Annotated in this window: 20 protein-coding genes and 2 tRNA genes; 18 read left to right on the top strand and 4 right to left on the bottom strand. The window is 64.2% G+C overall.

Annotated elements, in window-relative coordinates; translation table 11 throughout:
• The first annotated feature begins 174 nt into the window (after window positions 1-174).
• The 4 genes from IEY43_RS07230 (at window position 175) to IEY43_RS07215 (ending at window position 1730) form a co-directional block, all read left to right on the top strand.
• Window positions 175-247: transfer RNA gene (locus IEY43_RS07230), tRNA-Lys, on the top strand.
• 64 nt (window positions 248-311) lie between these two features.
• Window positions 312-806, top strand: a complete 495-nt coding sequence (gene bcp, locus IEY43_RS07225; RefSeq protein ID WP_188947931.1) for a thioredoxin-dependent thiol peroxidase — start codon at window positions 312-314, stop codon at window positions 804-806.
• Window positions 807-897: 91 nt separating this feature from the next.
• Window positions 898-982, top strand: a tRNA-Leu gene (locus IEY43_RS07220).
• Window positions 983-1163: 181 nt separating this feature from the next.
• On the top strand, window positions 1164-1730 hold the full coding sequence (locus IEY43_RS07215) for a MarR family winged helix-turn-helix transcriptional regulator (RefSeq protein ID WP_229777308.1): 567 nt from the start codon (window positions 1164-1166) through the stop codon (window positions 1728-1730).
• On the opposite strand, the gene IEY43_RS07210 is transcribed toward IEY43_RS07215, so the two are convergent.
• Window positions 1727-3205, bottom strand: a complete 1479-nt coding sequence (locus IEY43_RS07210) for an SDR family oxidoreductase (protein WP_188947929.1) — start codon at window positions 3203-3205, stop codon at window positions 1727-1729. The genes IEY43_RS07215 and IEY43_RS07210 overlap by 4 nt on opposite strands.
• Window positions 3202-4014, bottom strand: a complete 813-nt coding sequence (locus tag IEY43_RS07205; protein ID WP_188947928.1) for a TspO-related membrane protein — start codon at window positions 4012-4014, stop codon at window positions 3202-3204. The genes IEY43_RS07210 and IEY43_RS07205 overlap by 4 nt, the downstream gene beginning before the upstream one ends.
• Window positions 4015-4125: 111 nt before the next feature.
• Here IEY43_RS07205 and IEY43_RS07200 point away from each other — a divergent pair, with 111 nt between their 5' ends.
• The 8 genes from IEY43_RS07200 (at window position 4126) to idi (ending at window position 10495) form a co-directional block, all read left to right on the top strand.
• Window positions 4126-4632, top strand: a complete 507-nt coding sequence (locus IEY43_RS07200; RefSeq protein ID WP_188947927.1) for a MarR family winged helix-turn-helix transcriptional regulator — start codon at window positions 4126-4128, stop codon at window positions 4630-4632.
• Between the two features lie 7 nt (window positions 4633-4639).
• Window positions 4640-5734, top strand: coding sequence for a polyprenyl synthetase family protein (locus tag IEY43_RS07195; RefSeq protein WP_188947926.1), 1095 nt, complete (start codon window positions 4640-4642; stop codon window positions 5732-5734).
• A 2-nt stretch (window positions 5735-5736) separates the two neighbouring features.
• Window positions 5737-6714 (top strand): phytoene/squalene synthase family protein, encoded by a 978-nt coding sequence (locus IEY43_RS07190; protein ID WP_188947925.1) that lies wholly within the window; start codon window positions 5737-5739, stop codon window positions 6712-6714.
• A gap of 10 nt (window positions 6715-6724) precedes the next feature.
• A complete protein-coding gene (crtI, locus tag IEY43_RS07185; protein ID WP_188947924.1) occupies window positions 6725-8356 on the top strand; it encodes a phytoene desaturase family protein in 1632 nt (543 codons plus the stop codon).
• Window positions 8353-8700 (top strand): lycopene cyclase domain-containing protein, encoded by a 348-nt coding sequence (locus tag IEY43_RS07180; RefSeq protein ID WP_188947923.1) that lies wholly within the window; start codon window positions 8353-8355, stop codon window positions 8698-8700. Before crtI ends, IEY43_RS07180 begins: the two co-directional genes overlap by 4 nt.
• Entirely contained in the window at window positions 8690-9037 is a 348-nt protein-coding gene (locus IEY43_RS07175; RefSeq protein WP_188947922.1) for a lycopene cyclase domain-containing protein, read from the top strand. Before IEY43_RS07180 ends, IEY43_RS07175 begins: the two co-directional genes overlap by 11 nt.
• Complete coding sequence (locus IEY43_RS07170) at window positions 9034-9894, top strand: prenyltransferase (RefSeq protein WP_188947921.1); 861 nt, start codon at window positions 9034-9036, stop codon at window positions 9892-9894. Before IEY43_RS07175 ends, IEY43_RS07170 begins: the two co-directional genes overlap by 4 nt.
• Before the next feature lie 79 nt (window positions 9895-9973).
• A complete protein-coding gene (gene idi, locus IEY43_RS07165; RefSeq protein WP_188947920.1) occupies window positions 9974-10495 on the top strand; it encodes an isopentenyl-diphosphate Delta-isomerase in 522 nt (173 codons plus the stop codon).
• A 144-nt stretch (window positions 10496-10639) separates the two neighbouring features.
• Here the strand turns inward: idi and IEY43_RS07160 are convergent, their stop codons facing one another.
• On the bottom strand, window positions 10640-11101 hold the full coding sequence (locus IEY43_RS07160) for a hypothetical protein (RefSeq protein WP_188947919.1): 462 nt from the start codon (window positions 11099-11101) through the stop codon (window positions 10640-10642).
• Window positions 11102-11445: 344 nt separating this feature from the next.
• On the opposite strand from IEY43_RS07160, the gene ilvD reads away from it, so the two are divergent.
• The 5 genes from ilvD (at window position 11446) to IEY43_RS07135 (ending at window position 17867) form a co-directional block, all read left to right on the top strand.
• Window positions 11446-13149 (top strand): dihydroxy-acid dehydratase, encoded by a 1704-nt coding sequence (ilvD, locus tag IEY43_RS07155; RefSeq protein WP_188947918.1) that lies wholly within the window; start codon window positions 11446-11448, stop codon window positions 13147-13149.
• Between the two features lie 301 nt (window positions 13150-13450).
• A complete protein-coding gene (locus IEY43_RS07150) occupies window positions 13451-15334 on the top strand; it encodes an acetolactate synthase large subunit (RefSeq protein ID WP_188947917.1) in 1884 nt (627 codons plus the stop codon).
• Between the two features lie 3 nt (window positions 15335-15337).
• Complete coding sequence (gene ilvN, locus IEY43_RS07145) at window positions 15338-15856, top strand: acetolactate synthase small subunit (protein WP_053797884.1); 519 nt, start codon at window positions 15338-15340, stop codon at window positions 15854-15856.
• A gap of 143 nt (window positions 15857-15999) precedes the next feature.
• The gene (gene ilvC / locus IEY43_RS07140) at window positions 16000-17031 is read left to right on the top strand and encodes a ketol-acid reductoisomerase (RefSeq protein WP_188947916.1); all 1032 of its coding nucleotides are present in this window, start codon (window positions 16000-16002) and stop codon (window positions 17029-17031) included.
• A 137-nt stretch (window positions 17032-17168) separates the two neighbouring features.
• Window positions 17169-17867 (top strand): class I SAM-dependent methyltransferase, encoded by a 699-nt coding sequence (locus tag IEY43_RS07135; RefSeq protein WP_209550396.1) that lies wholly within the window; start codon window positions 17169-17171, stop codon window positions 17865-17867.
• Between the two features lie 100 nt (window positions 17868-17967).
• Here IEY43_RS07135 and IEY43_RS07130 read toward each other — a convergent pair whose 3' ends face one another.
• Window positions 17968-18579, bottom strand: coding sequence for a sunset domain-containing protein (locus tag IEY43_RS07130; protein WP_188947915.1), 612 nt, complete (start codon window positions 18577-18579; stop codon window positions 17968-17970).
• A 788-nt stretch (window positions 18580-19367) separates the two neighbouring features.
• Here IEY43_RS07130 and IEY43_RS07125 point away from each other — a divergent pair.
• Window positions 19368-24878: a peroxidase family protein gene (locus tag IEY43_RS07125; RefSeq protein WP_188947914.1), complete on the top strand. Its 5511-nt coding sequence runs from the start codon at window positions 19368-19370 to the stop codon at window positions 24876-24878.
• The last annotated feature ends 101 nt before the right edge of the window (window positions 24879-24979 follow it).

Raw genomic sequence — 24979 nt, 5'->3', positions numbered from 1 at the left:
TTTGCCCTTTTGTGCGCAGGCAGGCGTGGCGGGATTCCGGCATTTTCGCTTTGACCTGATCTTTTGATGCGTTCTCGGGCCGCTGTTGGCGATTTTTGATTTTTGCCGAGTTCTGCGTATGATTATCTACGTCGCAAAGACCGGTTCGAAAGATAACTAGTCAGAGTGAAGTTAGCGCCTTTAGCTCAATTGGTAGAGCAAATGACTCTTAATCATTAGGTTCCGGGTTCGAGTCCCGGAGGGCGCACGGTAGATCCGGCCTGATTCGTCAGGCCGGATTTTTTGTATAGCTACGAAACGAGGTTTCACCGATGAGCACTGCAGCAGCGCAAACCGAACGACTCTCCGTTGGAGATCAGGCCCCGAGCTTCACCCTCAACGACTCGAACGGCAATGCCGTGTCGCTGTCTGACTACCTGGGCAAGAAAACTATCGTGTACTTCTACCCGGCCGCCTCCACCCCGGGCTGCACCAAGCAGGCCTGCGACTTCCGCGATTCCATCGAATCCCTCACCGGACTCGGCTACCAGGTTCTGGGCGTCTCGCCGGATGGTGTTGCCAAGCTGGAAAAGTTCGTGGCCAAGGAAGAGCTGAACTTCCCGCTGCTCTCCGACGAGGACCATGCGGTCGCCGAAGCCTATGGCGCCTGGGGCGAGAAGAAGAACTACGGCCGCGTCTATGAGGGCCTGATCCGCTCGACCATCGTGGTCGACGAGGAGGGCAAGGTGCAGCTCGCCCAGTACAACGTACGGGCGACCGGACACGTCGCAAAGCTCCGCCGTGACTTGGGGATTGATCCCAAGTAACGCCCGGTGCGGGTCGATTTCTTATCGACTGCCACTTCCGCTACACTAAATGAGGTCGTCATTCGGAAATCCGCTTTCCGGTGTAGCGCGAGCGAGTATGGCGGAATTGGTAGACGCGCTGGATTTAGGTTCCAGTGTCTTCGGACGTGAGAGTTCAAGTCTCTCTACTCGCACCAATGGAAACCCTGCGAACCGATTGCGGTCGCGGGGTTTTCGCTTTTCACCGCGGCCTTCTGCGCGCCCGGTGTCCTTGAGGGCTTAGTATCGAAGTAACGCCGGTGGCGCGCCGTTGAGCGGAAAGCCGCACGGCGCGCGGCTCGGATAGGGGGAACGGTGAAGGAGCGAAAGCTGCCTACGATGTATGGTTTGGCGGAATCCGACCCGGACCAGAATCTGATCAAGCGCGAAGGCATGAGCCCTGAGGCCCTGGGCCAGATTGACCGCATCATGGCCGAGATGGGCCGCATGCGCCGGCTGGAACGCCAGATCATGCGCAATTCACAAAGCTTCATGAAGCTGAACGAGACCGACATGCGCGCCCTGCGCATGCTGATTTCCGCGAAGCACGCCGGCACCGTGGTCACCCCGGGCCAGCTCGCCCGTTATCTGGGCATTTCCAGCGCCTCGGTCACCAAGATGATCGACCGGCTGATCGACGGGGAGCACGTCGCCCGGCGTCCGCATCCCACCGACCGGCGTTCCTGGTGCATCGAGGTCACCGATCCGACGCACCTGATGGCCCGCGAGCAGGTGGGCCGCCACCACGCGCAGCGCTTCGAGGTGGCCCGGGAATTCACCGACGCGGAGCGCGAGGTGATCATCAGGTTCCTCGCCCGGACCTCCGATGCCATGGAAGACAGCATGAGCAGGGCGCAAACTGCTCTCGAAGGCCCGGACGAGAAGTCTGGAAAAACCGGCGACTAGGTGCTGGACCCCTCCGCCTGCTGCACGATGCTCTTGAGCATGCCGGAGAAGATGAACGTGTGGAACGGGCTCACCGACCACCAATAGGCCCGGCCGGCCAGTCCGCGGGGCACGAAGATCGCCCGCTGGGTGACCTGGACTTGGTCGCCGGGGCGCTGGGTCAGGCGGAATTCAAGCCAGGCCTGGCCGGGAACCCGCATTTCCGCGCGCAGCCGCAGCAGCTCGTTGGGTTCCAGCGCTTCCACGCGCCACCAGTCGACCACGTCGCCCAGGGCCAGGGTGCTGCGCGAGCGGCGCCCGCGCAGCAGCCCCACCCCGCCGCTGAGCTTGTCCATCAGCCCGCGGATCCGCCACAGGCTCGGCAGCACGAAGTAGCCTGACTCCCCGCCGATGCGCCCGATGACCTGGTAGAGCTCCTCCGCCCCGGCCCGGGTTTCCATGCTCCGCTGGTCGATGTAGATCTTGCGTCCGGCCCAGTGCGGGTCCGAGGGCAACGGCTCGGCCGGGGCCGAGACCGGGTGCGCGGTGGCCCAGCTGGTCTCCACCGAATCCGCGGCGATCTTCTCCAGGGCCAGCCGCACCGCGTCCGGATAATCGGTGAGCCCGCCGTCCGGGGCGGCGATCAGCTCGTCGATGCGGTGCGAACCCATCACGCAGTCGTGCTGCAGCGAGCCGACCAGGGCGGTGGCCAGCGTGTGCGGCAGCGGGGTCACCAGATTGACCCAGTGCGAGGCCAGCTGCGGGGTGAGCACCGGCAGCGCCCAGATCCTCGGCTCGCGCAGCCCCGCCACCCTGGCGTAGGTGCGCATGAGGTCCGCGTAGCTGTAGGCGCGCGGCCCGCCGATGTCGTAGGTGGCGTTGACCGGGGCCTCCAGCTCGGCGCAGGCGGCCAGGTAGTGCAGGGTGTCGCGCACCGCGATCGGCTGCACCCGGTTCTTCACCCAGCGCGGCGCGGGCATCACCGGAAGCACGTCGCTCAGGTGCCTGATCATCTCGAAGCTGGCCGAGCCGGACCCGATGACCAGCCCTGCCTGCAGGATCAGGGTATGCAGCCCGTCGGGATCCGGTGTCCCGGGCTGGAGCACCTCGCCCACCCGCACCCGCGAGGCCAGGTGTTCGCTCAACTCGCCTTCCGGATGCAGTCCGGAGAGGTAGACCAGCTGGGCCACGGATTCCGCGGCAGCGCACTGGACCATGATCTTCGCGCAGTGTTCCTCCTCGGACATGAAGTTCCGGGTGCCGGACATGGAGTGCACCAGGTAGTAGACGGTATGGGCGCCGCGGCAGAATTCGGCCACCGCCTGCTCATCTTGCAGGCTGCCTTCGACAACCTCGACCTGGTCCCGCCACGGCACGTCGCGCAGCCGTTGGGCGTCGCGGGCCAGCACCCTGACGCGGTGGCCGCGGCGCAGCAGCAGCGGAACCAGCCGCCCGCCGATGTAGCCGGTGGCTCCGGTGACGGCAATCAATTTCATGTGATGCTCCGTTCCTTGCGGGCGCGCAGCGCGAGGCCAAGCGCGGTCAGCAGCAGCAGGCCGGCGATGGCCAGCGCCGCACTGACGATGAGTGCTGATTCATTGGTTCCGGTCAGCCGGCTGACGCCGATCCAGGCCAGGCCCCAGACGATGGCCGCCGCGGGAGCCAGCTGGCCGCGCGTGTAGCCGGTCAGCGCCACGCCGATGGCGGCGGCCGCCACCAGCAGCGCCACCGTGGCGATGCCGGGCCATGCGGCATCGGCGCCGACACCCAGCGAGGCGAGCCACGCCGCGGTGTTCGCCAGGCTGGCCACGCAGACCCAGCCCAGATAGACGCCGAAGGTGGTCCACAGGATCCAGTGCTCGACTCGTGTCGCGCTGCCGTAGGTGCGCAGCAGCACCACCACCCAGACCAGCGAGGCCAGCAGGATGAAGATGACCGCAACGCTGACGACGAGCCAGCCTTGCTGCGCGGTGAGGATCCAGGCCGCGTTCAGCAATGCCGACAGCGACGCCGGGCCGCGCAGTCGACGCAGGGTTTCGGACCGCGCGCCCGGGGCGGTGAGCTGGTAGACCGCGAAGACGGCCAAGCCCAGATAAACCAGCGACCAGATGGAGAAGGCGGGGCCGGCCGGGGCCAGCAAGGTGGCGTCGGCGCTGAGATATCCGCCGGCGGCATCCTGGATGGGGGTGCCGCCGGCGGCCCCGCTGCCAAGGAACGAACCGTAGACGGCCAGCGCAATGGCCAGAAGGGTGCCTACCTGGGCGGGGAGGACTGGGCCGCGGGGGACGGCCAGGGACTGCTGCATGATCGGTCTCCTTGGGTGTTTGCTGAAAAACTTTCCGGGAAGAGTCGACAAATCCGAGTACTTAAGCCATGATGTATCTAGATAGGCTAAATATCAACCAAACGAGATACTATGCCAGAGAATTCCCATGTTCCGCCCGGCGGGCCGGTCTCGACCGGAGACATCTTCCGCCTTGTCCAACACCTGTGCCTGTCCTACGACCTGGCCCAGAACCGCTACCGCGCCCAACTCGAGCTCAACGACTCGGACCTGCGCGCCCTGAACCTGCTGCGGACGATGGATCCGGTCAGTCCCGGGATCCTGAGCCATTACCTCGGCCTGTCCTCGGCCGGATCCACCACCGTCCTGGACCGGCTCGAGTCACGCGGGTTTGTTTCCCGCCATGCCCACGACGGGGACCGCCGCCGCACCGTGGTGGGGCCCGGGGCCAACTATCCGCACTGTACCGGTCCGGGACTGGCACTGATGCGCTACCTGCATGAACTCTGTGAACAGCTCGACGGCCCCGGCCGCGCCAAGGCTGCCGAGCTGCTGCGCCAGGCCAGCGAGGAACTCGCAGCACCCTCCGCGGACGCGTCCGGGCCGGCCCCGGAGCAGACCGATAAACCAGTGAAGTAGGGACACCATGACCACACATGCAAACCGCACCGACACCGAACCGGTGCAGCGCAGCGTCGCCTTCGCCGATGACGCGACGCTGCAGGAGATCTCCCGGCACCTGGAGCGCCTGACCGACTCCGCCCGCCAGCGCACCGCCAACTACTCACGGCATGGCGCGAAGCTCTGGGCCCAGCTGGGCGAGCGGCTGGCCACCGGGAAGCTGGCCCGGCCCGGGCTGGTGATGCTCGGCTACGAGGCCTTCGGCGGGCGCCACCGCCGCCAGGCGCTGGATCTGGCCTGCGCCTTCGAGCTGCTGCACAATGCGCTGATCATCCACGATGACATCATCGACCGCGACTTCCTGCGCCGCGGGGCCCCCACCATCTCCGCCCTCTACCGCGACGAGGCGGCGGGCTTCGGGCGCAGCCGCGCCGACGCGGAGCACGCGGGCAACAGCGCCGCGCTGATCGCCGGGGACCTGCTGCTGTCCGAAGCCATCAAGGTGGCCGGCCGGGCCGCGGCCGGGCTGGACAACGAGGAACAGGTCGAGGCCTGCTTCTTCCAGGCCATCGAGCAGGCCGGTGCCGGCGAGCTGGAAGACCTGCTCTTCTCGCTCAATCCGCACCCGGCGACCACGGCGGACGTGCTGCACATGGAGGAATTGAAGACCGCCGCCTACTCCTTCCAGCTGCCGCTGCAGGCCGGAGCCCTGCTGGCCGGCGCCGATGCGCTGCAGGCGCAGCTGCTCGGAACCATCGGCTCCAAGCTGGGTGTGGCCTACCAGGTGATCGACGACGTGCTGGGAACCTTCGGCAACCCGCAGGACACCGGCAAGCCGGCCGACTCGGACCTGCGCGAATTCAAGAGCACCATCCTGCTTTCGCTGGCCGCCGAGGACCCCCAGTTCGCCGCCCTGCTGCAGGAATTCCGCGCCGGCAGGGTTTCCGCGCACCAGGTGCGCCAGGCGATGGCCCAGCAGGACGCCGAGACCTTCGCCCGCGAGCTGGCCCGCCAGCTGTGCACCTCCGCCACCCGTTCGGCGGCCTTCCTCCGCCTGCCCGAAGACGCCCAGTCCCGGCTGCACCACTGCACCCGGCTGATCCTTGAAAGGAGCTGGTGAGCATGGCCCCCGCCCATCCCACCGCCCTGCAGACCTACTCCCGCACCGCGGCGCGCAGCGCCCGGCTGGTGCTGGGGGAGTATTCCACCTCCTTCTCGCTGGCCTGCCGGATGCTGGATGCCGCCAGCGCCGCGCACATCGCCAACATCTACGCCCTGGTCCGGCTGGCCGACGAGGTCGTGGACGGGGTGGCCAGCCAGGCCGGCCTGAACCCGCAGGCGGTCGGCGACTGCCTGGATGAACTGCAGCAGCAGACCGCCCTGGCGCTGCAGCGCGGCTACAGCACCAACCTGGTGGTGCACGCCTTCGCGCTCACCGCTCGCGAAACCCGCATCACCACCGAGCTGACCGACCCGTTCTTCGCTTCCATGCGCGCTGACTTGAGCGTGCACCGGCACAACGAGCAGAGCCTGCGCGAGTACATCTACGGCTCCGCCGAGGTGGTGGGGCTGATGTGCCTGCAGGTCTTCCGCACCATGCCCGGAGCCCCGGCTCAAACGCCTGCGCAGGCGCAGCTGGTGGAACGCGCCGCGCGCAGCCTGGGCGCAGCCTTCCAGAAGGTGAACTTCCTGCGCGATGTGGCCACCGACAGCGGGCAGCTGGACCGGGTGTACTTCCCCGGCACGGATCTGGAGCACTTCACCGAGGAACACAAGCGGAACCTCGTGCAGGACATCGAGGCGGACCTGGCCCACGCCCGCGCCGGAATGCCCTACCTGGCCCCGGCCGCGGCCCGCGCCGTGCGCATGGCCCACGACCTGTTCGCCCGGCTGAACCGCCAGCTGGACAAGGCCCCGGCCGATCAGCTGCTCACCCGGCGCATCTCCGTCTCCGCGCCGCGCAAGGCGCTGATCGCCGCCCGCGTGCTGGCCACGAGCCACCGCCGCCGCGGACCCGGCCCCGATCCCGATCCCGGACAGGCCGTGCACGGACCTGACGCGGCGCGCCTGCCGCTGAACGGGGGACCACATGCAGCCTGAACGCCAGCACATGACTGAACGCCAAGACCTCCCCGAACGCCAGGACATCGTGGTGATCGGCGCCGGGTTCTCCGGCCTGGCCAGCGCCGGCCTGCTCGCTGCGCGCGGCCACCGGGTCACCGTAATCGACCGCCACGACCACGTGGGCGGGCGCTCCGGGCGGCTGGAACGCGAGGGCTTCCGCTTCGACACCGGACCGTCCTGGTACCTGATGCCCGAGGTATTCGAGCACTGGTTCGCGCTGATGGGGACCAGCGTGGCCGAGCAGCTGCGGCTGCGCCGGCTGCCGGTGGGCTACCGCACCTTCTTCGAACACGCCGCCGAACCGGTGGACGTGGGCACCGGTGCGGAGGTGCGCGAGCTGTTCGAGAAACTGGAGCAGGGCAGCGGCGACCGGCTGGATTCCTACCTGGAGCACGCCGCCACCGGCTACACCCTGGCGCTGGAGCACTTCCTCTACGACGACTTCCGCGACCCCAAATCCCTGTTGCGCCCGGAGATCCTCAAGCACCTGCCGCGGCTGCTGCCGCTGCTGGCCGGGAACCTGCACCGGCACATCGCGCGGCGCTTCGCCGCCACGCCGGCCCGCCAGATCCTGGGCTACCCTGCGGTGTTCCTGGGCTCCAGCCCGCGGCGCACCCCGGCCCTCTACCAGCTGATGAGCCACCTCGACCTCACCCAGGGGGTGCAATACCCCTTGGGCGGATTCGCCGCCGTGGCCGACGCCATGGCGGATCTGGCCCGCAGCCACGGGGCCAGCATCCAGCTGGGCGCCACGGCCACCGGCATCGACACCGGCCACCGGCAGGAACCGGGCGGCACCGGCCGCGCAAGCAAGCCGGCGGTGCGCGCCGTGCGCTGGGTCGATGCCCAGGGCCGGGCGCGGCAAACCCCCGCCGACGCGGTGATCGGCGCCGCCGACGCGCGCCACCTGGACGGCGCGCTGCTGCCGGTGCACCTGCACACCCACACTGCGAAGAAGTTCGAATCCCTGGACCCGGGCCCCAGCGCCGTGCTTGTCTGCCTGGGCATCACCGGGACCCTGCCGCAGCTGGAGCACCACAACCTGCTGTTCACTCAGGACTGGGACGACAATTTCGCCCGCATCCGCCGGGGCCGGCCGCTGCGCGATCAGACCAGCATCTACGTGTGCAAACCCAGCGCCACCGATCCCGACGTCGCCCCGGAGGGGTGCGAAAACGTGTTCATCCTGGTCCCCGCCCCGGCCGCCGCGGCCTGGGGAGCCGGCGGGCCCGACGGGCAGGGAGACCCGGCCGTGGAAAAGATCGCCGACGCCGCCATCGACCAGCTCTCGCGCTGGGCGAAGATCCCGGACCTGCGCGAGCGGATCATCGTGCGGCAGAGCATCGGCCCCGCTGATTTCGCCGAGCAGTACGGGGCGTTCCGCGGCGGCGCCCTGGGCCTGGCGCACACCCTGGGCCAAAGCGCCATGTTCCGCCCGGGCAACCGCAGCACCACCGTCGACGGCCTCTACTATGCGGGCAGCACCGTCCGCCCCGGCGTCGGGGTGCCGATGTGCCTGATCAGCGGGGAGCTGGCGGCCAAGGCCATCGAGGGCATTACCGCCCCCGGAGCCCTGGACCCGGCGCAGTTCCAGCACCGGCAAAGGACGGCCCGATGATCTACCTGCTCGTTTTGGTTGCGCTGCTGGGCTGCATGCTGCTGTGTGATGCCCGGGGCAAACTGTTCATCTTCCGCCACCCGGTGCGCGCGGTGGCCTGCCTGGCGGCGGGCACCGGCTTCTTCGTCCTCTGGGATGTGCTGGCCATCCAGCGCGGCATCTTCCTGCACCTGCCCTCCGAGCTGATGACCGGGCTGATGGTGGGGGACCAGTTCCCGCTGGAAGAGGTCTTTTTCCTGTTGTTCCTTTGCTACTCCTCGATGATCGTGCTCACCGGCTGGCCGGTCGCCGCCGCCTGGCTGCGCCGCACCCGCCAGCGGAACGGAGCCGGACATGTTTCTTGAACTCAGCCTCTGGTTCACCGCCGCCGCGGTGCTGATGCTGGCCGCCGCCCTGCTGCTGCGCCGGATCCCGTTGCGCCGAGTCGCGGGCCAGCTGGCGGCGGCCGTGGGAGTCATGCTGGTGCTGACCGCCGTCTTCGATAATCTCATGATCTATGTCGGGCTGTTCGACTACGGCCAGCACACGCTGACCGGCGTGCGCATCGGGCTGGCACCGATCGAGGACTTCTTCTACCCGGTGTGCGCGGTCCTGTTCGTCTCCGGGCTCTGGTGGCTCCTCGGCGCCGACCCGCAGGCACAGGACACGACGCCGGAAACCATCGCGAGGAGCGCACCATGATCAAGGAACTGCTGCTCACCTCCCGGCCGATCTCCTGGGTGAACACCGCCTACCCCTTCGCCGCCGCCTACCTGCTGGCCGGCGCCGGCATCGACTGGAAATTCGTGATCGGCACGCTGTTTTTCCTGATTCCCTACAACCTGCTGATGTACGGGGTCAACGACGTGTTCGACTACGAATCGGACCTGCGCAATCCGCGCAAGGGCGGCGTGGAGGGAGCCCTGCTGGCCAGGGAATCGCACACGGCGGTCCTGCGCTGGTGCCTGCTGGCCACCGTCCCCTTCGCGCTGGTGCTGGCGCTCGCCGGGTCGGCCGCCTCGAATCTGGTGCTGCTGGTCTCGCTGGCCGCGGTGCTCGCCTACAGCGCGCCGAAGCTGCGGTTCAAGGAACGTCCGGGTTTGGACTCGGTGACCAGTGCCGTGCACTTCGTGTCGCCGGCGGTGTACGGCTGGGTGCTGGCCGGCGCCGCCCTGGGCGCCACCCAGTGGCTGGTTTTCGCAGCATTCCTGCTGTGGGGGATCGCCAGCCACGCGCTCGGCGCGATCCAGGACATCATCCCGGACCGGGAAGCGGGACTGGGTTCCATTGCCACGGTCAGCTCGGCGAGGACCACGCTCTACCTGGTGCTCGGGGCGTACCTGACGGCTGGCATCCTGTTGTTCGCATCGCTGGACGGGCTGCCGTCGCTGGCCGGTGTGCTGGCCCTGCCCTACGTGCTCAATGTCCTGCCCCACCTGGGTGTCACGGACCAAACCTCCGGCGGCGTCAACAAGGCCTGGAAGAGGTTCCTGTGGATCAACTACGTCTGCGGATTCCTGCTGACCATGCTGATCATCGCGGAGCTGAGCCTTGCGTGAGGTACGCGGCACGGCCGCGGCCCGGCCAGCTGGCGAGCCCGGGCTTCGTCTCGGCGCCAGCTCGGGTACGGTGGGGAGCATGGACGTAATCCTGCTTTCAGAGACCGGCGAACCGATCGGCACCTGTCCCAAGGAACTAGTACACACCACCGACACCGCCCTGCACCAGGCGTTCTCCTGCCATGTGGTTAACGCCGATGGGCAGGTGCTGGTCACCCGCAGATCGCTGGACAAGAAGACCTGGCCCGGAGTCTGGACCAATTCCTTCTGCGGGCACCCGCAGCCGGGAGAGTCCTTCGAGGATGCCATCAGCCGCCACGCGCAGCGCGAGCTGGGCATGAAGATCACCCAGCTCGTTGTGGTGCTGCCCGAGTACCGCTACCGGGCGACCGATGCCTCGGGCATCGTGGAAAATGAGATCTGCCCGGTGTTCACTGCCGTGATCGACGGGGACCTGGCGCCGGCGGCCGACGAAGTCATGGACTTCCAATGGGTTGATCCGCTGCAGCTGGGCCGGTCGATCACCGCCACCCCTTGGGCATTCAGCCCCTGGCTGGTCACGCAGGCGCCGGACATGGAGTTCTACGGCCTTCGCGGCTGAGGCCCTTTCCTGACATCGCACCGACAGCACCAGACCCCGGATGCCAACAATGGGTGGCTTCCGGGGTCTGGTGTTTTCGGGCAGTCGCACGTGGATTGCCGGTTTAGTCAACCGCCGCGAGGTCTGTGAGCTTCCGTGCGCGGTTTACACGAAGTTCTCGGTTCCTTCGATGGTGTTCATGAAGTGGTCCATGAAATCCGCGAAGTCCTTGGCGTCGACCTCCTGGTCGATGACTGCCGCCACGGACACCGCATCGTCGAGCTGCAGGTCGATGCTCGGGTGCGACGGGATGGAGAAGCGGAAGACGCGTCCGGTGGACGTGGCCACCTCGTATTCGCCGTCGTTGAGCAGGGCGAGCTGGTTGACGTTGGTGTTGTTGATGGTGATGGCGTCTTCGGAAGCTGTGAGATTGCTGGAGTTGACCGGAGCCAGGACCAGTTCGGCCGGCTGCTGCCGATAGCCGATGACCTTAAGCCCCCCGGAGCCGGCGATACCGGTTCCTGCCACCAGGTTGTAGCTGGCGAAATTCGGGATCTGCGAATCGAAAACGCGGTGCAGGCGCGCCTTGACTTGCTCGGTCGGGTTATCGGCTGGGCTGGTGTCCATGTCTCTCACTCTACTAAGGAATACCTGCAAGCCGGGCCAGATTGCCGGCCGACCCCATGAAATTCTCAGGTGGACGGTGCCGGAACAGCGGTTGACGGCGCCTGCCCCACGCCTAATGACACTGGGAATGCTGGCGGGTCTTCCCATCGGCGTGAACCCGGATTCTTGGGCCCAAGTAAGTCAAGGCAGGCGTGGCGCAGCGTCGCGTGGCCGGCCGCCTACCCCGATCGTTTCGGGAACAAGCGGATTTGGGCAATCTGATCAGTGCTTTCAGCAACCTATTTGTGTCATGCTCGCGTCATGGGTTGCCCAATTGGTCATATTGACTCCTAGAATGATGTTTTATGAGCCATGACTCCAGCCCGGACATCAAGCCACGGTCGCGTGCAGTGACCGATGGCATCCACGCTGCTCCGTCGCGCGGCATGCTGCGCGCGGTCGGCATGGGGGATGAGGACTTCGCCAAACCACAGATCGGTATCGCCAGTTCGTGGAACGAAATCACCCCGTGCAACCTTTCGCTGAACCGCCTGGCGCAGGGCGCCAAGGAAGGCGTCCACGCCAGCGGCGGGTTCCCGATGCAGTTCGGCACCATCTCCGTTTCCGACGGCATCTCCATGGGCCACGAGGGCATGCATTTCTCGCTGGTCTCCCGAGAGGTCATCGCCGACTCGGTGGAAACCGTGATGATGGCCGAACGCCTTGACGGCTCGGTCCTGCTGGCCGGCTGCGACAAGTCGCTGCCCGGCATGCTAATGGCCGCCGCCCGGCTGAACCTCTCCGCGGTCTTCCTCTACGCCGGCTCCATCATGCCCGGCTGGGTGAAGCTGGAGGACGGCACCGAAAAGGACGTCACGCTGATCGACGCCTTCGAAGCCGTGGGCGCCTGCGCCGCCGGCAAGATGAGCGAAGGCGACCTGGAGCGCATCGAGAAGGCCATCTGCCCGGGCGAAGGCGCCTGCGGCGGCATGTACACCGCGAACACCATGGCCTCCATCGGCGAGGCGCTGGGCATGAGCCTTCCAGGCTCCGCCGCACCGCCCTCGGCGGACCGCCGCCGCGACATGTTCGCCCACCGTTCCGGGGAAGCCGTGGTGCAGATGCTGCGCCAGGGCATCCGCGCCCGCGACATCATGACCAAGAAGGCCTTCGAGAACGCCATCGCGGTGCTCATGGCCTTCGGCGGTTCGACCAATGCGGTGCTGCACCTGCTGGCGATCGCCCGCGAGGCCGACGTCGACCTGGAGCTCGCGGACTTCAACCGCATCGGCGACAAGGTGCCGCACCTGGCCGACCTGAAGCCCTTCGGCCGCTACGTCATGAACGACCTGGACCGCATCGGCGGCGTCCCGGTGGTCATGAAGGCGCTGCTGGATGCCGGGCTGCTGCACGGGGACTGCCTGACCGTCACCGGCAAGACCGTGGCGGAAAACCTGGCGGACATCGCCCCGCCGGATCCGGACGGGAAGATCCTGCGCGCCATGCAGGACCCGATCCACACCACCGGCGGCATCGCGATCCTGCACGGCACGCTGGCTCCCGAGGGCGCCGTGGTGAAGTCGGCAGGCTTCGACGCCGAGGTCTTCGAGGGCACCGCCCGCGTCTTCGAGCGCGAGCAGGGTGCGCTGGATGCGCTGGACCGCGGAGAGCTGCAGGCCGGGGACGTGGTGGTCATCCGCTACGAAGGCCCCAAGGGCGGGCCGGGCATGCGCGAGATGCTTGCCATCACCGGCGCCATCAAGGGCGCGGGCCTGGGCAAGGACGTGCTGCTGCTGACCGACGGACGGTTCTCCGGCGGCACCACCGGCCTGTGCATCGGTCACGTGGCGCCCGAGGCGGTGGACGGCGGTCCGATCGCGTTCGTCAAGGACGGGGACCGCATCCGGGTGGACATGAAGGCGCGCAGCTTCGACCTGCTGGTGGACGAGGCGGAACTCGAAGCCCGCAAGGAGGGCTGGGAGCCGCTGCCGGCCAAGTTCACCTCCGGGGTGCTGGCCAAGTACGCCAAGCTGGTGAAGTCGGCCTCGACCGGCGCCTACTGCGGGTAGCCGCAGCGGGAAGAAAAAGAAGTTCGTCCTCGGGTGGGCGTGTCAAGCGTCCACCCAATGGACATCCATCTCATATAATGAGATGGCACGGGGTGCGAGTTGATCTTTGCCACTGGGTGAAGAAAGATTAGACACATGCAAACAACCACCGATGTACTACTAGTTATCAGGCGCGGAGCCTGATACCAGTTCTGGCCAACAGGCAGAAGATCGGTGACGCGCAGCCCCCTTTCGTCAGCAGTGACGGCCGTGGGGCGTTTTTTATGCGCAAGATGAAGAGATAGAAATGGAAAGGATCCAGATGAGCAACTCAACACCCGCCAATCCGGCGTCGGTTGCGAAGTCAATTAGTCGACCCAAGGATGCCGCCGCCGCTGTCTCTTCTGTCGTGGAAGCTTCGAACCCGGTTCAGGGTCCGAACAACATCGTTGCTCCCACGCAGATGACGGGCTCACAAGCCATCGTCCGCTCGCTGGAAGAATTGGGCGTCAAAGACGTCTTCGGGTTGCCAGGTGGGGCCATCCTTCCCACCTACGACCCGCTCATGGACTCGACCAAGGTCAATCACATCCTGGTCCGCCATGAACAGGGTGCCGGCCATGCCGCACAGGGTTACGCCATGGTGAGCGGGGAGGTTGGCGTCTGCATTGCCACCTCCGGACCGGGCGCAACCAACCTCGTCACCGCACTGGCGGACGCCAACATGGACTCGGTTCCCATGGTGGCGATCACCGGCCAGGTCAACAGCGCCTTCATCGGCTCGGACGCGTTCCAGGAAGCCGATATCGTCGGCATCACCATGCCGATCACCAAGCACGCCTTCCTGGTGACCAATCCGGAGGACATCCCCCGGGTCATGGCCAGCGCGTTCTACCTGGCGCAGACCGGCCGTCCCGGCCCGGTGCTGGTGGACATCACCAAGGATGCCCAGACCGCGCAGATGACCTTCTCGTGGCCGCCGAAGGTTGACCTGCCCGGCTACCGCGTGGTCACCCGCGGACACAACAAGCAGCTGCGCGAGGCCGCCAAGCTGATCGCCGGCGCCACCCGTCCGGTGCTCTACGTGGGCGGCGGTGTGATCAAGGCCGACGCGCACGAGGAACTCAAGGCCTTCGCCGAGTTCATCAACGCCCCGGTGGTCACCACCCTGACCGCCCGCGGCGCCTTCCCCGATTCGCATCCGCAGCATGTGGGCATGCCCGGCATGCACGGCGCCGTTTCCGCGGTGACCGCGCTGCAGCAGTCCGACCTGCTGATCACCCTGGGCGCCCGCTTCGACGACCGCGTCACCGGCGTGCTGTCCTCGTTCGCGCCGAACGCCAAGGTGATCCACGCGGACATCGACCCGGCGGAGATCTCCAAGAACCGCGTGGCAGACGTGCCGATCGTGGGCTCGCTGGACGAGATCATCCCGCAGCTGTTCGAGGCCTGCCAGACCCGGTTCGAGACCGAGCCGCAGCAGGACCTGTCCAACTGGTGGTCGCTGCTGGACCGCCTGCGCGAGACCTACCCGATCGGCTACACCGAGACCCACGACGGCCTGTCTGCCCCGCAGCATGTCATCGGGCGCATCGGCGAGCTGACCGGCCCGGAGGGCGTCTACGTGGCCGGCGTGGGCCAGCACCAGATGTGGGCCGCGCAGTTCGTGAAGTACGAGCGCCCGCGCTCGTGGCTGAACTCCGCGGGCCTGGGCACCATGGGCTACTCGGTGCCCGCCGCCATGGGCGCCAAGGTGGCCCAGCCGGACCGCGTGGTCTGGGCGATCGACGGCGACGGCTGCTTCCAGATGACCAACCAGGAGCTCGCCACCTGCGTGATCAACAACATCCCGATCAAGGTCGCGGTGATCAACAACTCCTCGCTGGGCATGGTCCGCCAGTGGCAGACCCTGTTCTACGACGCACGCTACTCGAACACCGACCTGAACACGGGTCACGGCACCGCGCGCGTTCCGGACTTCGTGAAGCTGGCCGACGCCTACGGCTGCGTGGGCCTGCGCTGCGAACGCGACGAGGACATCGACGCCACGATCCAGAAGGCGCTGGAGATCAACGACCGCCCGGTGGTCATCGACTTCGTGGTCTCCGCCGACTCCATGGTGTGGCCGATGGTCCCCGCCGGAGTGAGCAACGACCAGATCCAGATCGCCAGGGGCATGACCCCGGAATGGGAAGAGGAAGACTAGAGCATGGCAAAGCATACGCTGTCCGTACTGGTCGAAGACGTGCCCGGCGTACTCACCCGAGTCGCCAGCCTCTTCGCCCGCCGTGCGTTCAACATCCACTCGCTGGCCGTGGGCCCCACGGAAATCGAGGGCATCAGCCGCATGACCGTGGTGGTCGACGCCGAGGGGGATTCCCTGGAGCAGGTGACCAAGCAGCTGAACAAGCTGATCAACGTCATCAAGATCGTGGAGCTGCTGCCGGAGTCCTCCGTGCAGCGCGACCACATCATGGTCAAGGTCCGCGCCGACGCAGCCACCCGGCTGCAGGTCACCCAGGCCGCGGAGCTGTTCCGCGCGTCGGTGATCGACGTGGCCACCGACTCGCTGGTCATCGAGGCCACCGGCAACGCGGCCAAGATCGAGGCGCTGCTCTCGGTGCTTGAGCCCTTCGGCATCCGCGAGATCGTCCAGGCCGGCACGCTGGCCGTGGGCCGCGGATCCAAGTCGATGAGCGACCGGGCACTGAAGAGCCTTTCGGCCTAGCGCCGGACCGTGTCCGCGGACAGCCGCAGATGACTTCTTCGGACACGAACACGACATTTCACAATCACAGGCACCACACTTGAAGATAGATGCTGGTGCAAGTACCAAACCTTCCGTTCCGAAAGACACAAGGAGCAATTCACATGGCTGATTTGTATTACGACGACGACGCAGACCTCTCGATCATCCAGGGCAAGAAGGTAGCCATCATCGGCTACGGCTCCCAGGGCCACGCGCACGCACTGAGCCTGCGCGACTCGGGAGTGGACGTCACCGTCGGCCTGGCCGAGGGTTCCAAGTCCCGCGCCAAGGCCGAGGCCGAGGGCCTGAAGGTCGCCACCGTGGCCGAGGCCGCCAAGTGGGCCGACGTCATCATGATCCTGACCCCGGATCAGGTCCAGGCCAAGGTCTACGCCGACTCGATCGCCGAGCACCTGGAAGAGGGCAACGCCCTGTTCTTCGGCCACGGCTTCAACATCCGCTTCGGCTTCATCCAGCCGCCGGCCAACGTCGACGTGGCACTGGTTGCCCCGAAGGCTCCGGGCCACACCGTGCGCCGCGAATTCGAAGCCGGCCGCGGCATCCCGGACCTGATCGCCGTGGAGCAGAACTACACCGGCGGCGCCAAGGAGCTGGCCCTGTCCTACGCGGCAGGCATCGGCGGCACCCGCGCCGGCGTCATCGAGACCACCTTCACCGAGGAGACCGAGACCGACCTGTTCGGCGAGCAGGCTGTGCTTTGCGGCGGTACTTCGCAGCTGGTGCAGTACGGCTTCGAGGTCCTGACCGAGGCCGGCTACAAGCCGGAGATCGCCTACTTCGAGGTGCTCCACGAGCTGAAGCTGATCGTCGACCTGATGTGGGAAGGCGGCATCGCCAAGCAGCGCTGGTCGATCTCCGACACCGCAGAGTACGGCGACTACGTCTCCGGCCCGCGCGTCATCACCCCAGAGGTGAAGGAGAACATGAAGGCGGTTCTGGCCGACATCCAGTCCGGCGCCTTCGCCAAGCGCTTCATGGATGACCAGGCCAACGGCGCCAAGGAGTTCCTGGAACTGCGCGCCAAGGGCGAGGCCCACCCGATCGAGACCACCGGCCGCGAGCTGCGCTCGCTGTTCTCGTGGATTTCGGACGCTTCGAGCGACGACTACGTTGACGGCTCCGTGGCCCGCTAAGCGGAACCACGTCGAATAGTCTTCACGACGCAGGCGCCTGCTGCCGGCATGTTTCATGCCAGCGGCAGGCGCTTTGCCATTCTCCGGAAGAACTCAGGCCAGGCCGCTACGCTCGGTGGAAACAAGGGAGCTGAACAGTGGCGCAACAGACGAACTACGACGATTTCGCGCAGGCCTATTCGGATGAGAACGAATCCAGCTTGCTGAACGCCTACTATGAGCGGCCCGCCATGCTGGAGCTTGCGGGTGACGTCTCCGGGCGCAGGATCCTGGACATCGGCTGCGGCTCCGGTCCTCTGGCCGCGGCGCTGCTGGAGCGCGGGGCGCAGGTCGAAGGATTCGATTCCAGCGTGGCGATGATCAACTTGGCACAGCGCAGGTTGGGGGAGCGGGTTCGGCTGAGCGTCGCACGGCTAGGGGAGGATCTTCCCTACGCTGCGAACACCTTTGATGATGCGGTGGCTTCGCTGGTCTTCCACTACTTGCCGACGTGGAACGCGGCCTTGACGGAAGTGCACCGCGTTCTCAAACCGGGCGGTCGCTTAATGCTCTCGGTGAATCATCCGCTCCTCTATCCCTGGAACCATCCGGGCAAGGACTACTTCAAGCCGACCCTCTACACCGACGAGTTCACCTTCAAGGGGCAGCGTGCCGAGCTGACCTACTGGCACCACCCCCTGCATGTCATGGCAGATGCGTTCCTGAAGGCAGGGTTCCACATCGAGAGAATCTGGGAACCGCCGTTTTCCAAGGATGCCCCGGAAGAGATCCTGCCGGAGAACCTGCGCGAACGCGACGCGTTCTTGAGCTTTCTCTTTTTCGAGCTTCGTACCTGAAGCCTCGCCGCGCAGCAAACGACCTGGAGGACGCCAGAGGCCGGGCAAGAACACGATTTCCGCGTGTTTCCTGCCCGGCCTTCATGGAAACGAGCTGTGGTTAGCGCTTGGAGGCGCGGTAGCCTGCCTTCCGGGCATCGCTAGTGTTCTTGAAGCACTCCTCAGGCTTCGTGCGATCGTAGAAGGCACCGCCCTTGACATGGTACTTCCACTCGTTCTTGCTGCCCGTTCGGTTGCCCTTGACCGGGTAGCCGGATGGGCACTTGTAACCGTTGGCTTTCTTCGAAACCGGGGCCTTCTTTGCGGCCTTCTTGACGACCTTCAGAGTCTCGGTTTTCTTCACGGTCGAAGTCTTGCCCTTGTACTGGTACTTGACCGAGGTGGTGACCTTGTAGGTTCCAGCCGAGAGCTTGACTGAGGCCTTGTTCTTGGCGACGGTCTTGGAGCCCTTCTTGACGGTCAAGTTTGCGGCCTTGACCTTGGCACTCTTCGCCTTCGAGTAATTTGGCTTGATGGTGGCCTTGGCTGAACCAGAAACGGTTTTGTTGCCGATCTTCTTGATGCTGACAGCCGGGGACGCCTTCTTTGCGGCGGCTACGCTGACACTGGCCGGAGCGGCAGTAAGAGGCTGGGCGGTAGCGGTAGTCGCGCCCGAGAAAACCAAGGCGCCAGAGGCGAGGACCACAAGGGCCCTCCGAAGGATCTTATTCATTTTTCCCCCAGGAAGTGATGATGGGTTGAGGTGAAAGTCCTCAGACCATTGCAAAGTCTAGCGGATTGGCGAATACGGAAAAAATTTGGTTTCACCACTATGGAAATATGCCCGCAATCAGGACCTTTGCCGTAGATCGTTGGACGGCAGGCCAGCCTGGCAGCCTGAGAACACAACCTGGAATGAATCCCTTGCTGTCCGCCGCACTGCATGCTGCAGGCGTTAGATGTGCGCGAGTTCCCTCAGCGAGGATTCTGGGAGCAAAACAGGTGCTCCACGGGCTTGGATGTCGACTCGGTCATGTTCCGTGCAGCACATGAGTTCTGGGAAAGTTTTATCGTTGACAAACAGCAACATAATTCGTTGAAAGTCTCCAACAATGCGCAGGGAATTTTCGTGATAGACACGCAGGAAATATCTTCCCTCCCTGATATCTGTTGAGCTGTGTGCGAGTTGAAAACTGATCGCGTGAGTGGAAAATGCAGGAGGTCGCTAAATTTCCATCCTTCTGGAGGTGTTGACTGAGTGTTTATAGGGTGGATTTCCCTGAACTTCAAATTAAATTAGATATGGACTGGTGTTGGAATTCGCGTAGTAAAAGATGCGCTTTGCAACCAATTAAGTTCTGGAGTGGCGAGATTTTTCGTAGCACGCGAAAGGTCGATTTACCGAAAATATTAACCTTTACTTAATCTAAAATTTCCCGGATAGTTAATTCATCTCGGGGGTGGGGCCCAAGGCGGGTATGGATAGTGATTTGGGGCAGACGCTCGGGCATCGCTGGTCCAATGACGGTAAGCGTCGGACCATTTAACTTTGGGGAGTTGAACGTGCCACACAGGAGAAGTTTGCCCGAAATAACGGGCAAGAAGGCTGGCGCCATGTTTGCCGCCGCCACACTCGCAATTACGGGAGCAATGCTAGTTGCCCCCGCGTCGGTCGCAGCACCGCCACCGGGTCAGGACTTCAATGTCTCGCAAGGCGACCTGGAATTCATCATCAAGCAAATTGAAATCTCCGAAGCCCATGCTGAGGATTCCCTCGCCGACAGCAATTCGTCGCCTCTCTGTAAGTCAACCTCAACATTCGACATACCATCCCAGACTCATTTCGACCTTGACGGTGATCCCTGCGTGGGCTCGCCGCTTTTGCCATTTGGTCTTCGGACAGTCGATGGACGCTGGAATAACCTGATGCCTGGCCAAAATGGATATGGCACTGCGCAGGAAGTTTTCCCACGGCTATTGGAAGCCGACTACAAGGAAGCAGAAACAACACCACCGTTTGCGCCCGGCAACCCTTCGGACCAGCCTGGCCCAGGGACAAGCTACGCCCAAACCGACGGGTTTGTCTACGACTCCGAGCCCCGTACCATCAGTAACTTGATTGTTGACCAGACAGTCAGCAATCCTGCGGCTGGCGCGGTTTCTGACCGTGTTGACGGGGCAGGGCTGGAACAGGGTGGCCAAGCCATCCGCCTGTTCGGTTCCGGATCGGTTGCAACGTCTGCTGCAATCAGCGCCGCGAATTTTCCTGCCGATGTAGACACCGTCGTTGTCGCCAGGGTCAACCATTACGCCGATGCGCTCACCGTCAGCGCGATCGCGAGGAAAGCCAACGCGCCGGTGCTCTTGATCAATACGAACAGCATTCCTGCGGTTGCGGCTGAAGAGCTGACTCGGTTGAGCCCAGAGAAGATCATCATCGCAGGTGGTCCTAGTGCAATCAGCGCTACCGTTGAGGCTCAACTGGCGACGTTCGCTCCGTCCGGTGTAAGCAGAATATTCGGCAGTACGTCTGCAAATACGGCCGTCGAGATCAGCAAGTATGCGCACCCGGATCCTGACGCGAATCCAGTAGCAACGGTCTACATTTCGACTGGTTCGAGTTTCCAGGACGCGCTTGCGGTCGCCGCACCGGCTGCCCGCGACAATTCGCCGGTACTTCTTGTTGGGCGCGACAGCATGACTACTGCGGTTCGAAATGAAATCGCCAGGTTGACCCCGGACAAGGTGGTCATTCTCGGTGGAACGAGCGCCGTATCGACTGCCGTAGAGAATCAGCTGAAGGCATCATGGACGACAGAGCGCATCGGCGGGGCAGGATCCATTGAGACCGCGGTCCGCATCTCAGAGGCTCACTTCCAGCCTCCGGTGCCGGTTGCGTACTTGACAACCAACTCCAACTATCCGGATGCCTTGTCGATCGCCTCGGTCGCCGGCGCCAAGGGCGCCCCGATCATCCTGGTTCCGCAAAACGGGTCGTTGCCCGACCTTGTCAAGGCCGAGCTGACTCGCTTGCAACCGGGAAGCATCGTGATTCTTGGCGGAAACACTGCGGTCAACATGTCCCTGGATCAACTGGTCAATCCGCTGATTACCAGCACCAATTTCGTGATTCCCGACATCGCGACCGATGAAGGGCTTTCGGCTTCGGCTACCGGACTGTTCACGATTTTCGGCCAGTTCTTCGACCACGGACTTGACCTCGTTTCGAAGGGCGGCAATGGTACTGTCGTGATCCCGTTGAAGGAGGACGATCCGCTGTATGTTCCGGGATCGCAAACCAACTTCCTGACACTGACACGTGCAACCATTGACACCACCGACGGCCAGCGGGAGCACGTAAACCGTACGACTCCATTCGTCGATCAGAACCAGACCTACGGTTCCCACGCTTCGCACAACGCGTTCATGCGTGAATACGAGCTCAACAACGGTTCGCCGGTTCCAACCGGCCGGATCCTGAACGGCGCCAACGGCGGTCTGCCAACGTGGAAGGACGTCAAGGACCAGGCACGCAACGTGTTGGGTATCGCAATGGACGACTTCGATGTGCTCGACGTTCCTTTGCTGGTCACGGACCCCTACGGCGGTCTCGTGCGGGACGCCAACGGCCAGGCTCAGCTGGCGTTTGCCGATGGCATGCGCTCCGGCGACCGGGCCAATCCCTTGTCCACCGAAGGCGTGCTCACCGCGAACGCTTCCTTCCTGGATGACATCGCGCACGGTGCCACTCCGAAGGATCCCACCATCAGCAACGATGGCGTCACGATTCCGGGGTATGACAACGTGGCCTTGGACGCCCACTACATCACCGGTGACGGACGCGGCAATGAGAATATCGGGCTGACCTCCGTGCACCATGTGTTCCACTCCGAGCACAACCGAGTGCAGGCCCAGGTCAAGGACGAGCTGGAGAACAACATGCCGGCCAGCCTGCTGGCCCGGTACCAGAAGGACGGATTCTGGAACTACGGCGAACGCCTGATGCAGGCTGCCCGGTTCTTCACCGAGATGCAGTACCAGCACCTGGTCTTCGAGGAATTCGCCCGAAGGATCCAGCCATCGATCGACCCGACGGTGCTGAACGAGAACTCGTACCAGCCGAACGTGAACTCGTCGATCAGTGCAGAGTTTGCCCATGCGGTGTACCGCTTCGGACACTCGATGCTGCGCGAGTCCATTCCACGTGAGCACAATGGCGTGGTGACGGAAATGCCTCTGCTGGATGCATTCCTGAATCCAACGGCGTTCGCCAACGGGCCGGATGGACAACCGATGTCTGCCGATGACTCGGCCGGAGGCATCCTGAAGGGGCTGGCCAACCAGACCGCCAACGGTATCGATGAGTTCGTGACCGATACCCTGCGCAACAAGCTGCTGGGGCTGCCGCTGGACCTTCCGGCGATCAATATGGCCCGTGCCAGGGACGCCGGCGTTCCACCGCTGCAGAAGGCCCGCGAGACCTTCTACAACGAATCCGGTGATTCGCAGTTGGCTCCATATGAAAGCTGGGAAGACTTCCGGCTGTCGATGAAGAACCCGGAGTCGATTTCGAACTTCCTGGCCGCCTACGCCAACCACCCATCGGTGGTTGACGCGACGACCTTGGAAGCCAAGCGTGCAGCAGGCACGGCGCTTGCGGCAGATGCGGCATTCATGTCGGCACCTGCGGCAGACACCGGGGTCAACGACATCGACCTGTGGATGGGTGGACTGGCTGAGAAGCCATACATCTTCGGAGGCATGCTCGGCTCGACCTTCAACTACGTCTTCGAGCAGCAGCTGGAAGATCTGCAGAACGGCGACCGGTTCTACTACCTCTCGCGGAACCTGGGCAATACGCTCTTCAGCTCGCTGGAGGCGAACTCGCTGTCGCAGATCGTGTTGCGCAACACCACCGCTGACCGCGTCCCGCATGACGTGTTCGCCTCGCCTCAGTTGACGTTCAACTTGGATCAGCCGCAGGCTGAGCTGAATGCGGCCGGCCTAACCGGTTCGGCGGCTTCGGGCTGGCGCTTCACCGGCCCTGAGCACATCGTGATCCAGGATACCGACGCGGCAAGCACCATTCGCGGCGGACTCGGCGACGACTCCATCTGGGGCAAGGGCGGAAACGACCGGATCGAAGGTGACGACGGCGTCGATGCCCTGATGGGCGGTGACGGCGACGACATCCTCAACGATCTGTTCGGAGACGGCGACAGGTTGCAGGGCGAAGCCGGCAACGACGTCATGAACCCCGGACCGGGCGTAGCCGATTTGACCTTCGGCGGGTCTGGCAGGGATTACATGCTGGGAGGCCAAGACAGGGTTACCGCGCACGGCGGCCTGGGCAATGACTTCCTGATCGGCTCCACCGGACCGGACGTCCTCTACGGCGATGAAGGCAACGACTGGCTTGAGGGTCTGGGCGGCGCCGACTTGGTTCAGGGCGACATGGGAAACACCATGTTCAACGATCCGAACCTCTACCATGGTGGTCACGATGTGCTGATCGGCAACGGCGGCAACAACGACCTCGATGCCGAGGGTGGAGATGACATCATGGTGGCCGGTCCGGGAACGGACAGGTACTCCGGTGTCCTCGGTTTCGACTGGGTGACTCACAAGAATCACACCACGCCGGTAAATGCGGACATGGGATTCATTGTCGGTATGCCTCAGGACCTGACCAGCATCAGGGACAGGTTCCTGCAGACCGAAGCCACTAGTGGCTGGCGCGGCAACGATATCCTCCGCGGTTCGCAGGGCGGCATCGATCTGACCTTTGATCCAGCCGGCGGGCAGATCGGCTACGGACACCAGCTGACCCAGAGCCATCTGAATCGGATTGACAATCTGCGTGAGCTGCTTGGTGGTGGGGAAGTACCTGCCTATGCAAGGCCGTTCCTGCAAGACGACCCGGTTTCCTATGACGGCGACTTCAACAACAACATCCTCCTTGGCGGTCAGGGATCGGACCTCATTGAACCTCGCGACGGACGCAACTTTGTTGACGGCGACGCATGGCTCAACGTCCGGCTTGAATACCGTCCAGAAGGCGGTGCGGTCGAGTCGCGGGACTCAATGACATCGTTCAACACCAGGATGCTCAACGGGACCATCAATCCCACCGAGCTTCATGTTGTCCGCGAGGTCATGAGTCTGGAGAACCAGGCGAACAACATTGATACCGCGGTGTTCGAAGGCATTGCCGACGACTACACGGTCACGGAGTTGGAATCCAACGTGGTCAAGGTGGTCAACACCTTGGAAGGCGAGGAAATGTCGAACGTGCTGCGCAACATTGAACGCATCCAGTTCAATGACAAGGCCGTCTGTCTGCCGCTGGGCTCTACCGCAAACTGCGGTCAGGCCGATGGCGAAGTCACCTTGAACTACACGCAGCCGATCTCTGAAGATGGAACGATTACCGCGGACGCCAGTGGGGTCACCGACCTCGACGGCATTGATTCGGCGTTCACGTATTCGCTGCAGTCGTTCGTTGAGGCTGGTACCGATCCGTTCACCAGTGCCTGGGTAACTACCCAGACCAATGAGTCTGGCGAGTTCACGCTCACCGACGCGGAGGTTGGTGCTCCTGTCAGGATCCAGGTGACCTACATTGACGGCAACGGCACGCACGAGCAGATCTCGTCCGCGGGCACGGAAGCCGTGGCGAACGTGAATGATGCACCAGTCGGCGCGGTCATCGCACCTCAAACACCGCAAGTTGGCGACAACCTGCATATCACCACGCACATGTCGGATGCTGACGGTGTTGAGTCGGTACTCGAAGAACCAGGCGGCGTGTACACCTGGCAACAGAGCACCGATGGTGAAAATTGGACGGACATCGATGGCGCTACCGGAGACGGTTCGAACATGGCTAGCTTCACGGTAACCGCCGCGCAACAGGACCACCACATCAGGCTGGCCATCGCCTATACGGACGATCAGGGGCAGGACGAAGTTGCATATTCAAATGCGACCGATCTTGTGCCAAGTCCCGCGAATCCAGTCCAGGCCCCATAGGGAAAGGGAATGTCGAAACAGGCCTGAAATCAAGTAAACGGAACGGCGGGTGCCGCGTGGGATTGTCGAATCCTGCGCGGCACCCGCTTGCCGTGAGATCG

Source organism: Glutamicibacter protophormiae (genome assembly GCF_014647495.1).
Taxonomy (GTDB): Bacteria; Actinomycetota; Actinomycetes; order Actinomycetales; family Micrococcaceae; genus Glutamicibacter; species Glutamicibacter protophormiae.
This window is presented reverse-complemented; position numbering and strand designations above follow the sequence as displayed.